A 12,716-nucleotide genomic window follows, 5' to 3' on the forward strand; every position below is an offset into this window, starting at 1 on the left:
CAAGGCGCCACACGTTGTTTTTGTTGATGACCCGCCCTCGCTCCGCCTCGGAAAGGTTTGTCGAGCAGTTGCCAACCCGCGTCAGATCTCGGGTACAGGCCCTCTATTCGCCGATAATGGAAATCCGGCCACTGCCAGTTGCGGTGGATACCAAAGGTGTAAAAGGATTGATCTTTACATCGGCCAATGCGGTAAATGCGGCGGTTTCGAAAGGTGTTGACCGCACTCTGCCGGCCTATTGCGTGGGGCCCGCAACAACCGGTACCGCGAAAGGGTATGGGTGGCAGGCCAAGATGGTCGGAACCACGGCAGAAGAATTGGTTGGGCATCTGCTCAAGCATCGGCCCAAAAGCCCGCTTTTGCACCTGCGGGGTGAACATACACGGGGTAATATCGCTGGCCGCCTGACCGAATCTGGTCTGACCGTTCGGGAACAGCCAGTCTATCAGCAGCGGTTGTTGCCGCTAACACCCGAGGCCACCGAGGCCGCCGAAGGAAATCTGCCGATAATTGCTCCGCTTTTCTCGCCGCGCACGGCGCGACATTTTGCCGATATCTGGGCCGGATCAGCCCCCCTTTGGCTGGTTGCGATCAGCCAGGCTACGGCTGATCCCCTTTATTCTTTGGACTATGAGCACCTGAAGATTGCAAAACATCCGACACCGAAGAAAATGCGTAAAGCTGTTAAAAAGCTTGTGAAACATGTGTTGCGGGTTGAGGGTGGCGAGGTCCCCGATTAACTTAACCTGGGCTGTTATTCATCTGAATTTGGATTCGATAAGGGGAATATTGCGGTGGCTGGTAAGAAGAAATCCGATCAAAAGCCGGTGGAACCCCTCCTAGCAGATGATGCAGTTGAAACTGATCTGCGGCAGGAAGATACGCCTGTTGACCCGGCTGAACCTGTAGAAGAAGACCTGTCCGAAGCCGAAGCCGAAGCCGAAGCCGAAGCCGAAGCCGAAGCCGAAGCCGAAGCCGAAGCCGAAGCCGAAGCCGAAGCCGAAGCCGAAGCCGAAGCCGAAGCCGAAGCCGAAGCCGAAGCCGAAGCCGAAGCCGAAGCCGAAGCCGAAGCCCCGGTCACTGAAAAGACCGTCGAACGCGTAGTTGAAAAACGCGGCGGTTTCGTTCCGGCCCTGTTGGGTGGGGCGCTGGCCGCCGTTGCAGGTTTCGCGCTGGGCAATGGAGGGCTGTTGCCAACCGGCCCGGACAACTCGGGAGCGCTGGCAGAGCTGGAAGCAAAGCTGACAGAACAGTCGAACCAGATCGCCAAGCTGTCACAGGCGCTTGCAAACAGCCCTGATGTGTCTGGACTGGCAGATCAGGTCAAAACGTTGTCGGACAAGCTGACACCGGTTGAGAGCGACCTCGGCACGGTAAAATCCTCGGTTGATGCGCTGTCCGGTCAGGTCGCGCCATTGACGGACCGGGTCGCTGCGCTGGAAAAAGCCCCGATCGCCTCCACTGCCTCGCCCGAGGCAACCGCCGCGTTTGAGGCGGAACTGAAGAAACTTCAGGACTCGCTGGCGGCGCAACGGGCTGAAGTCGAAAAAATGGTTTCGGACGCTCAGGCTCTCGAAGCGAAAGCCTCGGCAGATGCACAAGCTGCAATGAATGCTGCCATTCTGGCGCGTCTGCGTGGACAGCTGGACACCGGCCAGCCTTTTTCGGAACTGGTTGCTGAACTGAAGGCAGGCGGTGTGAATGTACCGGACGCCCTGTCCGGCCCGTCGGAAAAAGGCGTGGAAACTCTGACCGCGCTTCGGGCGTCGTTCGAACCTGCCGCGCGAAATGCATTGGCCGAGGCGCGCGAGGCTGACAAAGGAACGGGTTTGGTCGCCTTCCTGCAACGTCAAACGGGCGCCCGTTCCGTCACGCCTCAGCAAGGTGATGGTCCAGACGCTGTTTTGTCGCGCGCGCAGGCTGAGCTTGCGAATGGCGACCTGACCAAAGCGTTGAATGAACTGAAATCACTTCCCGAAGTGGCGCAGGCTGCGATGGCCGATTGGGAGCAGGCGGCCGGGACACGAGCGTCCGCCATTGACGCCGTGAATACGCTGGCTTCCAGCCTGAACTCGAACTGAAGGACCTGCCATGCTGTGGTCATTGTTTAAGATCCTCGTTTTTGTTGCGATTATCGGCCTGCTGGCGCTGGGCGGTCACTTCCTGATGCAAACCAGCGGTGGGGTGCAGATCACCGTCGCGGGCACGGAATTCACCCTTGGGCCGCTTCAGTCGGTGATTGCGCTGGGTATTCTGGTATTTGCGGTCTGGCTGTTCTTCAAACTGCTCAGCCTTTTGGTTGCGACGCTCAAATTCCTCAACGGCGACGAAACCGCCCTGTCGCGTTATTTCGACCGCAGCCGGGAACAGCGCGGCTATCAGGCGCTGGCCGATGGGTTGATGGCGTTGGCCTCGGGCGAGGGGCGCATTGCCATGACCAAGGCCAGTAAAGCCGAAAAGCTGTTGAACAAGCCGGAACTGACGGATCTTCTGGTGGCGCAGGCTGCCGAGATGACGGGTGACACCAAGAAAGCTTCGGACACCTACAAGAAACTGGTGACAAACAGTGCGACCCGATTTGTCGGGGTGCGCGGTATCATGAAACAGAAGCTGGCCGAGGGAGATGATGAAACCGCCCGCAAGCTGGCCGAAAAGGCACTGGCCATCAAACCGCGTCACGAAGAGACACAGGATGTTCTGCTGAATTTGCAGACCAAGGCGCAGGATTGGGCTGGTGCCCGGTCGACGCTGACTTCCAAGTTGAAAGCCGGGTATCTGCCGCGCGACGTATTCAAACGTCGCGATGCGGTTCTGGCGCTGTCCGAAGCCAAGGGAATCCTGGATGAAGGCGCGACTGTCGAGCAACAAGAGCGCGCGATCGAAGCCAATCGCCTGTCGCCCGACCTGGTGCCTGCCGCCGCCATGGCGGCCCGCGCGTATATCGCCAAGGGCAAGTCCCGGGCAGCGACCAAGATCCTGAAAAAAGCGTGGGAAGTTCGCCCACATCCGGATCTGGCCCATGCCTTTGCCGAGATCGCGCCGGATGAAACCCCGGAACAACGGGTCAGGCGTTTCACGGCGCTGACCCGCACCCATCCCGAAAATCTGGAAACCCGTCTAATCCTGGCCGAACTGAACATTGTGGCCGAAGACTTCCCCGAAGCCCGCCGTGCCCTGGGTGATGTCGTGGAAAAACGGGGTGACGCGCGCGCCTATACATTGATGGCCGCCATTGAACGCGGCGAGGGTGCCACCGACGCTGTTGTCCAAGGCTGGCTTGCCAAGGCACTGAACGCGCCGCGCGGCCCGCAATGGGTGTGCGACAACTGTCATGACATTCAACCCGAATGGGGACCTGTTTGTCAGAACTGCCACAGCTTCGATACGCTCAGTTGGCAAACGCCACAGACACCCGAGATTGCAACAGCGACCGGGGTTCACATGCTGCCCCTGATCGTCGGTGCACTTGAGAGCCAGACCGAAGAACCCGAAACAGTCGAGCCTGCGGAAGACGATGATGTGGTTGAAGTCTCAGTGGATGCTGTAGAGGTGGCGGACGACGCAGAGGCTCAGAAACAGGTCTGAGCCCTGCTGTTGCTAACTGTGAATTGTCGCAATCAATTCGGTTTGCTAACGTCATCCTCGCGTCGGGGAGGGCGTTCAAATCCAAATGCTGGACTATTCTCACAACACTTGGTTGGTGGTGGCTTCGCTTGCCGTGGCGCTCATGGCCGGGTTCACGGGTCTGTACCTGACGCACGGCGCGTCAAGGCTGGATAGCCAGCGGCGCAAGTTCGTGGTGGCATTGGCCGCTGTCATTCTGGGCGGCGGCATCTGGTCGATGCATTTCGTGGCGATGCTGGGGCTGCAACTGCCAATTCTGTTTTACTATGATGCCCTGATCACTCTGATGTCGGCACTGGTCGCGATCCTGATGGTCGGGCTGGCGTTGCTGCTGCTGCATTTCCGGCCTCGCTCGGTTCAGACGATGATCGGATCTGGTGTGATTGTCGGGCTGGGCATCGTCGCGATGCACTTTGTCGGGATGGCTGGTATGCAGCTTTGCCGCCCTGTCTATGACATTTTCGATGTTGCTCTGTCAGCACTGGCATCAGTAATCTTGTCGGTGGCTGCAATTTGGGTGGCTTATGGCAACCGGACACAACGGAACATCCTGCTTGGCACGGTTTGTTTCGGACTGGCGGTGTTCACAATGCACTTTGTTGCCACGGGCCTGACTGATTTCGTCGCGAGCGACAGCCTCGGCGGGGCGGGTCCAGCGCTGGATAATCAGGTTTTGGCAATGGGGGTGACGGTATCCGTATTCCTGATCTGTGGCGCTTTCCTATTGACCGGTATCACGTTCATAGAACCAAAGCCCGTGGCTGCACCTGCTGCACCTGCCTCGGGACCTGTGTCGGAACCCGCCCCAATGCGCGCTGGTGTTCCGTATGAGCGCGAAGGCCAGACCTTTTTTGCGCATCCCGCGCGGATCGCCGCCATTCGGGCCGAGGGGCATTACACGGTTCTCTATATGAATGCAGAGAAACTGTTCTGCCCCTGGTCGATCACGGATGCGGAAACGCGACTTTTGCCCGAAGGCTTCCTGCGGGCGCATCGTAGCTATCTGGTGAACCCGAAACACGTCTCGCGCTTTGAACGTCACAAGGACAATGGCACCTGCTATTTCGATGGCGTTGACGCGCTGAGCAAGGTGCCGGTCAGCCGGTCCCGCCTGACGGATATTCGCGAAGCACTGGGATTGTAGGCGCAACTCGTGCAGTTCTTTCGCATTTCGTGAAACAAGCCGCGCGCTCCGTTTTCCTTAACTGGATCAGTTAAATCCGCCGTTCTTTCCTTACCTCAGGTCCCCCAAGGCATATCGCCCGGACCCAGGGAGGAAAAACATGATACCAGCCGGCTTTGAGTATCACCGGCCAGGCGACATTGCCTCGGCCATCGGCATTCTACAGGAATACGGGGACGAGGCGCGCGTGATCGCGGGCGGGCATAGCCTGATCCCGATGATGAAGCTTCGCATGGCCGAGATGGGTCATCTGGTCGATCTTCAGGCCATCGAAGAGCTTAAGGGGATTGAGGTCGGGCCTGACACCGTTACTTTGGGTGCGATGGTCACGCAGCACGAGCTGATCACCCATGGGGATCTGGCCGATGCCATTCCGCTGATCCGCGAGGCGGCTCTTCAGATTGCGGATCCGCAAGTGCGGTACATGGGTACTGTCGGTGGCAATGTGGCCAATGGTGACCCGGGCAATGACATGCCGGGGCTGATGCAGTGCTTGAACGCCTCGTTCGAGTTGTCCGGCCCGGACGGGAAGCGGACAGTTGCCGCGCGTGATTTTTATGAGGCCGCGTATTTCACCGCCCGCGAAGACGAAGAAATCCTGACCCGGATTTCGATCCCTGTACCGGGTGCAGGCGTGGGGCAGGCCTATCAAAAGCAAAAGCGCAAGATAGGAGATTATGCGACCGCCGCTGCGGCTGTGATGGTTGGCAACGGTCAGGCCTCGGTTGCGATGACCAATCTGGCCGACACGCCCATCTGGTCGGATGAGGCCAGCACCGCGCTGGCTGCGGGCGATGTCGAAGGGTGCGTTGCCGCAATGCTAGACGCAATCGATCCGGTCGCTGATAACCGCGGCCCCGTCGAATTCAAGAAACACGTGGCAGCCGTGGTGCTGCGCCGCGCCATCGACCGTGCGCAAAGCCGCGCGGGCTGAGGGGGAGGGAACCAATGTCGAAAATGCATGTCAAACTGACCGTAAACGGCAAGCAGGTTGAAGGTCTGGCCGAGCCGCGCACGCTGCTGATCCACTTCCTGCGGGAAGACCTGAAAATCACCGGCCCACATATCGGGTGTGAAACCAGCCACTGCGGTGCCTGCACCGTGGATATCGACGGCAAGTCGGTCAAATCCTGCACCGCCTTTGTAGCGCAGGTAAACGGTGCTGAGATCACAACCGTTGAAGGCCTGACCAATGATGATGGCAGCCTTGGAGTGTTGCAGGAAATGTTTCGCGAACATCACGGGCTGCAATGTGGGTTCTGCACGCCGGGCATGATCACCCGGGCGCATCGTCTGCTTCAGGAAAACCCGAACCCGACCGAGGAGGAAATCCGTTTCGGCATGGCCGGAAACCTGTGCCGCTGCACCGGATACCAGAATATCGTCAAGGCGATCTCGGCCTCGGCTGATTTGCTCAATGCTCAGAAGGAGGCCGCGGAATGAACGACCAGACTCTGACCCCCGAAGAACGCGCTGCCAACCTCAAAGGTATGGGCTGCGCCCGAAAGCGCGTCGAGGACGTGCGTTTCACCCAAGGCAAGGGTAATTACGTTGATGACATCAAGCTGGACGGGATGCTGTTTGGCGATTTTGTGCGCTCCCCCTATGCTCATGCCCGTGTCGTCAGCGTGAACAAAGAGGCCGCTTTGGCACTGCCCGGCGTGATCGCCGTTTTGACCGCCGAAGACCTGTCGCCTTTGGGATTGCACTGGATGCCGACATTGGCCGGTGACAAGCAGATGGTGCTGGCCGATGGCAAGGTGCTGTTCCAGGGCCAGGAAGTTGCCTATGTTGTCGCCGAAGACCGCTATGTCGCGGCGGATGCCGTTGAATTGGTCGAGGTCGAATACGAAGAGCTTCCTGTCATCACGGACCCGTTCGAATCGTTGAAGTCGGACGTGGTGCTCCGCGAAGATCTGGAAGGTCAGACCGAAGGCGCACATGGGCCGCGTAAGCATCACAACCACATCTTCACGTGGGAACAGGGCGACAAGGACGCGACCGAAGCTGTGCTGGCCGAGGCAGACGTGGTCGCCGAAGAGATGATCTATTACCACCGCACCCATCCGTGCCCGCTTGAGACCTGCGGTTGCGTGGCGTCGATGGACAAGGTGACTGGCAAGCTGACTCTGTACGGGACGTTCCAGGCTCCGCACGCGATCCGCACGGTTGTGTCGCTGATTTCGGGGCTGGCCGAGCACAATATCCGCGTGATCAGCCCCGATATCGGTGGTGGGTTTGGCAACAAGGTGGGGGCCTACGCAGGCTATGTGTGCTCGGTGGTGGCCTCGATTGTTACCGGCAAACCGGTGAAATGGGTCGAGGACCGGATGGAAAACCTGATGTCCACTGCCTTTGCCCGCGACTACTGGATGCAGGGGAAGATTGCTGCCACCAAGGAAGGCAAGATCACTGGGTTGTGGTGTCACACCACTGCGGATCATGGCGGTTTCGACGCTTGTGCCGACCCGACCAAATTCCCTGCCGGGTTCATGAATATCTGCACCGGGTCTTATGACATCCCGACTGCCTATTTGGCGGTGGATGGCGTCTATACCAACAAGGCGCCGGGCGGTGTGGCCTATCGCTGTTCCTTCCGCGTGACCGAAGCCGCCTATTTCATCGAACGCATGATCGAGGTTCTGGCCATCAAGCTGAACATGGACGCGGCCGAGCTGCGTCGGATCAACTTCATCAAGGCAGATCAGTTTCCCTATCAATCCGCGCTGGGCTGGGAATATGACTCGGGCGATTATCACACCGCTTGGGACAAAGCGCTGAAGGCTGTGAACTATGAGGGTCTGCGGGCGGAACAGGCGCAGCGGATCGCGGATTTCAAGGAAGGAAAAACGCGCAAGCTGCTGGGCATCGGCCTGACGCATTTCACGGAAATCGTCGGAGCCGGACCGGTGAAGAACTGCGATATCCTCGGGCTGGGGATGTTCGACAGCTGCGAGATTCGCATTCATCCGACCGGATCAGCGATCGCGCGGCTGGGGACGATCAGTCAAGGGCAGGGCCACGCCACAACCTTTGCCCAGATCATCGCCAGTGAAATCGGCCTGCCCGCCGATGACATCACGCTGGAAGAGGGTGACACGGATACCGCGCCCTACGGGCTTGGGACCTATGGATCCCGGTCCACTCCGGTGGCTGGCGCGGCCACGGCGATGGCGGCCCGCAAAATTCGGGCAAAAGCCCAGATGATCGCGGCCTATCTGCTGGAGGTGCACGACAATGACGTCGAATGGGACGTGGATCGCTTTGCTGTCAAAGGCGCGCCTGAGCGGTTCAAGACCATGAAGGAAATCGCATTCGCCGCCTATAATCAGGCCATTCCTGGGCTGGAGCCGGGTCTGGAGGCCGTCAGTTACTATGACCCGCCCAATATGACTTATCCGTTCGGAGCCTATATCTGTGTCATGGAGATTGACGTGGATACTGGTGAATGGGAAGTCCGGCAGTTCTATGCGCTGGATGACTGTGGCACTCGGATCAACCCGATGATCATCGAGGGGCAGGTCCATGGGGGTGTGACCGAGGCGTTGGCCATCGCGATGGGTCAGGAGATTGCCTATGATGATATGGGCAATGTGAAGACCGGTACGCTGATGGATTTCTTCCTGCCGACCGCGTGGGAGACGCCGAACTATACCACCGACCATACGGTGACCCCGTCCCCGCACCATCCGATTGGCGCAAAGGGTGTGGGGGAAAGCCCAAATGTCGGCGGTGTGCCCGCTTTCTCTAACGCAGTGCATGACGCGTTCCGACCCTTTGGACTGGTGCAGAGCCATATGCCGCACGACCACTGGCGGATTTGGAAGATTGCCAATGGTCTGGGGATGCATGGGTGAATGGGATCGGACCGGCTGTTGCCGGTCCGACTGGACGGAGGGGGCTCTGCCCCTCCGAACCTCCCCCGGGATATTTGGGGCCAGATGAAGATAGGATCCTGGTTTTGACCTTGAACGACGTGCAGAACGGGTTGGCCGCGCAGGGCTATGTTGCCGATGATCGGTTGGTCATGGCGCTGCATCTGGCGCGGAAACTTGGGCGCCCTTTGTTGCTGGAGGGGCCGGCGGGTGTGGGGAAAACCGAAGTTGCGAAAGCGGTGGCAGCCTGGCGCGGTACGCGATTGATACGTCTGCAATGCTACGAAGGTCTGGATGCCAGTCATGCCATCTATGAATGGAACTATCAGCGACAGCTATTGGCGATCCGGGCGAGCGAAGCGCAAGGCGGCGTCGCGGAGGCGCAGCTGTTTTCGGATGAATATTTGCTGAAAAGGCCTTTGTTAGAGGCTATCTCGGAAACGAAACCTCCGGTTCTGTTGATTGATGAGATTGATCGGGCGGATGAGGAGTTCGAAGCCTATCTTCTGGAAATCCTGTCAGACTTTCAGATCACCATACCCGAGTTGGGAACGGTGCAGGCACATGTGCGGCCTGTTGTCATTCTGACGGCCAACGGGACGCGGGATTTGTCGGATGCGCTGCGCAGAAGGTGTTTGTACAGCTTTCTTGACTATCCTTCGAGGGAGACCGAACTGGCAATCCTGCGGGCGCGACTGCCTGAAATCGAGGGGATTCTGGCGCGTCAGATCATCGGTGTTGTACAGGCGCTGCGTCAGGAAGACCTTGAGAAGAAACCGGGCATCGCCGAAATGCTGGATTGGGCAGCAGCCCTGTCCGGGTTGGGTGTCAATGATCTGGCCAAATCCCGCGAAGACGTCCAGGCGACGCTGGTGTGTTTGCTGAAAACTGCCGCAGATTACAATGCGGCACCGCCCGAGGTGATGGATCGCCTGATTGGAAAGGTCGCGTGATGCAGGTTACGCGCTTTCCCTCTCGGGCCTCGGGTCTTGCCGACCGTATGTCGGGTTTCATAGCGCATTTGCGAATGAACGGTATGCAATTGGGCGCGTCGGATGCGGGGGACGTGCTTGCCGCCTTGTCCGAAGTGGATGCAACGGATGCCAAACAGGCCCGGCAAGCCATGTGCGCGGTATTGACCGGAGATGCGGAAGATTGGCGCCGGTTTGATGAACTGTTTGACGCCTATTGGTTCAACGCTGGCGCACAGCGTTCGGGAAAAGCGAAAAACAAGCATGTGCGGGTGCAGTCCGCCAAGCCAATGATCTGGCAGACCAGAACTCAGGGTGAGGACGAACCACGATCCGGGTCGGAGCAAGAAGCCACTCTGCCTGACTGCGGTGAAGGGGAAGCCGAAGGGGTGGACGGCAAGTTGATCGCCACGCGAACGGCCAACCTGTCACGCCGGGACTTGCGAGAGTTGATGGATGAAGAGGCCCTAAAACAGGCTGAAACAGCCGCGCTGACCTTGGCGCGGGCATTTCGGGACAGGCGATCGCGCCGCCGGAAACGGGCGTTGCGCGGGGCTGTTCTGGATATGCGCCGAATACAGCGCGCCAGTCTGGCGCGTGGCGGTGAGCCGCTGGACCTGTATCGCCGAGCGCGGCCGCCGCGCCCGATGCAGATTGTGGCATTGTGCGACGTGAGCGGCTCGATGACCGTGTACTCACGTGTGTTTCTGGCTTTCCTGAAAGGGTTGATCGGCAGCGGGATCAAAGCAGATGCGTATTTGTTTCACACGCGATTGATGCGGGTTACAGATGCGTTACGCGACCATGATACTCTCCGGGCCGCGGGTCGGTTGTCGCTGATGGCCGAAGGCTTCGGCGGCGGCACCGATATTTCCGGCAGTCTTGAGCGATTTCTGTCGGGATACGGCGCGCGGGCACTGAACGGGCGTACTGTCGTTCTGATCCTGTCGGACGGATATTGCAGTTCTGATCCGCAGGCTCTGGGGGATATGCTTGCGCGTATCAGGCGCAAGGCACGCCGTATCGTCTGGCTGAACCCCTTGAAGGGCTGGAAGGACTATCAACCAATTGCGGCAGCGATGCAGGCGGCTGAACCCTATCTGGATGCGCATTTACCGGCCAATACGCTGGATGCATTGGCGGCGCTTGAGCTGCAGTTCCAAAAGCTGTGAAAGGAGTCTGACCTTGGCGAATTTCGACATTTTTGACACCATCGATCAGCTGCGCGGAACCGGAGAGGCCTTTTGTGTGGCGACGGTTTTGCGCACGGCGGATGCGACCTCGGCCAAAGCTGGGGGGAAGGCGGCGGTTACCCAGGCGGGTGAAATTCTGGGTCATCTTGGTGGGGCTTGTGTGCAACGCGCGGTCCGGGCAGCGGCGCAACAGGCTTGGGCGTCCGGAATGCCGCAGATAATCCGTGTCAAACCTTCGGAAAAGGTGGTGAACATGACGGATCCCGATGGTGTACAAACATTCAAAAGTGGGTGCCCGTCCGGCGGTACCGTTGATCTATTGGTCGAGCCCTATCAACACGCGCCCCGGCTGGTGATTTTCGGCGAGGGGTTGATTGCCAAAGCTCTGGCGGCGCATGGATCTTTGGCGGGGTTTCGTACGGTTGTCGAGGATGGGCTTGATATTGCTGGAAACCATGTGCGGTTCGCCTTGGAACAGGTCGATGTGTTGGGCGTGGAGCCGCGGGACTATGTCGTGGTGGCTGCGCAGGGGCGCAGCGATGCGTCCGCTTTGAAGGCGGCATTGGAAACCGACGCGGCACGCGTGTCGATGGTGGCCAGTCGCCGCAAGGCAGCTGCCCTGACTGCAAAGCTTATCGCCCAGGGATTGGACCCTTTGAAGGTTGAGCGCCTGAAATCTCCGGCGGGCTTGGACATATATGCCATAGACCCGCATGAGATCGCCCTGTCGATTTTGGCTGAGATCGTGATGTGGCGGAATGGTGAAAAGGCAGCAAAGGTGTCGCATGATGAAAAGCTTGCTTGAACGCCTTTACCGCATGTGGCCTGCGTGGCTGGAACAAAGGATAGCCAAGGTTGCAACGTGCGTATTCCGAAGATGTTGTTGAACAAAGGAAAGACCTGAATGGAACTGACTGATGAAATCCGTATCGCAGCGCCACGGGACGTCGTTTACCGCGCGCTTAACGATCCCGACATATTGATGGAATGCATCCCGGGATGTGAGGAACTGACGCAGAAATCACCAACCGAGCTTGAGGCGAAAGTTGTTCTGAAAATAGGCCCGGTCAAAGCGCGCTTTGCAGGTGAGGTCACATTGGACACGGCCAATGCACCAAATGGGTTTTCCTTGATGGGTGAAGGCAAGGGCGGGGCGGCTGGATTTGCCAAGGGCGGCGCAGACGTATCGTTGACCGAAGAAGGGGACGAAACCGTGCTGAAATACACGGCGAAGGTTGATGTTGGTGGCAAGATTGCTCAGCTCGGCAGTCGGTTGATTGCAGGAACCGCCAAGAAGTTGTCGGCAAAGTTTTTTACGCGGTTCGGAGAGATCGTGTCAGAGCAGTCGGCTGCATGATCCGGGGCGTTCCATAGCCGAGAGGTTATCAAAGCAGGGACCACTGTCGACAAGGCGGTGAAACCCGCCGCCAACCGAAGGAGCGGCAATCGGCGGTGTCTGCAAATACTCAGTCAAGACAACACTCTTCAGCGAGAGCTGCCAACACGCCTGTCAACGGAGGGTTGAAAATCGGGTTCTGCCCATAAAAAATTGGCTTTCCCCGAAATAACCGGTAGATTTTCTGTAAAAGGTGGAAAACACCGGAGGCAGTAAGAGAGCAGATGTCACAGGCAAAAACTCGTGTTTTGCGGACCACGATACCTGCCGGTCTTGTAGGCAAACGGGACGGTCTTTTTTTCTTGTGGGGCGAGATTGAGCGCGCCCGTTTGAAAATTGAAGACGGAGGCCGTCAGGACGCTGCAACGCCGGACGGTTCAAGTGTAAACATGGCAGGCGCAACCAGAAGGTTGGTGCAGATACCGGTGGACGAGTTCATTTTCTTCTGATGGCAAGGTCTGGACGGGATTGGCT

12 protein-coding genes are annotated in these 12,716 nt (G+C 58.6%); all 12 read left to right on the forward strand.

All coding sequences use genetic code 11. The features are described 5' to 3' along the window. Positions 1 to 26 precede the first annotated feature (26 nt). The 12 genes from ACR3FC_RS09345 (at position 27) to ACR3FC_RS09400 (ending at position 12,691) form a co-directional block, all read left to right on the forward strand. Entirely contained in the window at positions 27 to 740 is a 714-nt protein-coding gene (locus ACR3FC_RS09345; RefSeq protein WP_480474456.1) for a uroporphyrinogen-III synthase, read from the forward strand. Between the two features lie 54 nt (positions 741 to 794). Continuing rightward, positions 795 to 2,081 (forward strand): COG4223 family protein, encoded by a 1,287-nt coding sequence (locus tag ACR3FC_RS09350; RefSeq protein ID WP_480474457.1) that lies wholly within the window; start codon positions 795 to 797, stop codon positions 2,079 to 2,081. A 10-nt stretch (positions 2,082 to 2,091) separates the two neighbouring features. Next, entirely contained in the window at positions 2,092 to 3,585 is a 1,494-nt protein-coding gene (locus ACR3FC_RS09355) for a heme biosynthesis HemY N-terminal domain-containing protein (protein WP_480474458.1), read from the forward strand. Positions 3,586 to 3,670: 85 nt separating this feature from the next. Further along, positions 3,671 to 4,768 (forward strand): MHYT domain-containing protein, encoded by a 1,098-nt coding sequence (locus ACR3FC_RS09360; RefSeq protein WP_480474460.1) that lies wholly within the window; start codon positions 3,671 to 3,673, stop codon positions 4,766 to 4,768. Positions 4,769 to 4,907: 139 nt separating this feature from the next. After that, complete coding sequence (locus ACR3FC_RS09365) at positions 4,908 to 5,741, forward strand: FAD binding domain-containing protein (RefSeq protein ID WP_480474461.1); 834 nt, start codon at positions 4,908 to 4,910, stop codon at positions 5,739 to 5,741. A gap of 14 nt (positions 5,742 to 5,755) precedes the next feature. After that, positions 5,756 to 6,250: a (2Fe-2S)-binding protein gene (locus ACR3FC_RS09370; protein WP_480474462.1), complete on the forward strand. Its 495-nt coding sequence runs from the start codon at positions 5,756 to 5,758 to the stop codon at positions 6,248 to 6,250. Continuing rightward, a complete protein-coding gene (locus tag ACR3FC_RS09375) occupies positions 6,247 to 8,664 on the forward strand; it encodes an aerobic carbon-monoxide dehydrogenase large subunit (protein WP_480474463.1) in 2,418 nt (805 codons plus the stop codon). Before ACR3FC_RS09370 ends, ACR3FC_RS09375 begins: the two co-directional genes overlap by 4 nt. A 104-nt stretch (positions 8,665 to 8,768) precedes the next feature. Beyond that, complete coding sequence (locus tag ACR3FC_RS09380) at positions 8,769 to 9,635, forward strand: AAA family ATPase (RefSeq protein WP_480474465.1); 867 nt, start codon at positions 8,769 to 8,771, stop codon at positions 9,633 to 9,635. Next, positions 9,635 to 10,825 (forward strand): vWA domain-containing protein, encoded by a 1,191-nt coding sequence (locus ACR3FC_RS09385; RefSeq protein ID WP_480476866.1) that lies wholly within the window; start codon positions 9,635 to 9,637, stop codon positions 10,823 to 10,825. Before ACR3FC_RS09380 ends, ACR3FC_RS09385 begins: the two co-directional genes overlap by 1 nt. A gap of 13 nt (positions 10,826 to 10,838) precedes the next feature. Beyond that, on the forward strand, positions 10,839 to 11,651 hold the full coding sequence (locus tag ACR3FC_RS09390; RefSeq protein WP_480474466.1) for an XdhC family protein: 813 nt from the start codon (positions 10,839 to 10,841) through the stop codon (positions 11,649 to 11,651). Between the two features lie 99 nt (positions 11,652 to 11,750). Next, entirely contained in the window at positions 11,751 to 12,203 is a 453-nt protein-coding gene (locus ACR3FC_RS09395) for an SRPBCC family protein (protein WP_480474467.1), read from the forward strand. A 263-nt stretch (positions 12,204 to 12,466) separates the two neighbouring features. Continuing rightward, positions 12,467 to 12,691 (forward strand): hypothetical protein, encoded by a 225-nt coding sequence (locus ACR3FC_RS09400; protein ID WP_480474468.1) that lies wholly within the window; start codon positions 12,467 to 12,469, stop codon positions 12,689 to 12,691. The last annotated feature ends 25 nt before the right edge of the window (positions 12,692 to 12,716 follow it).

The organism is Ruegeria sp. AF3 (assembly GCF_056536285.1).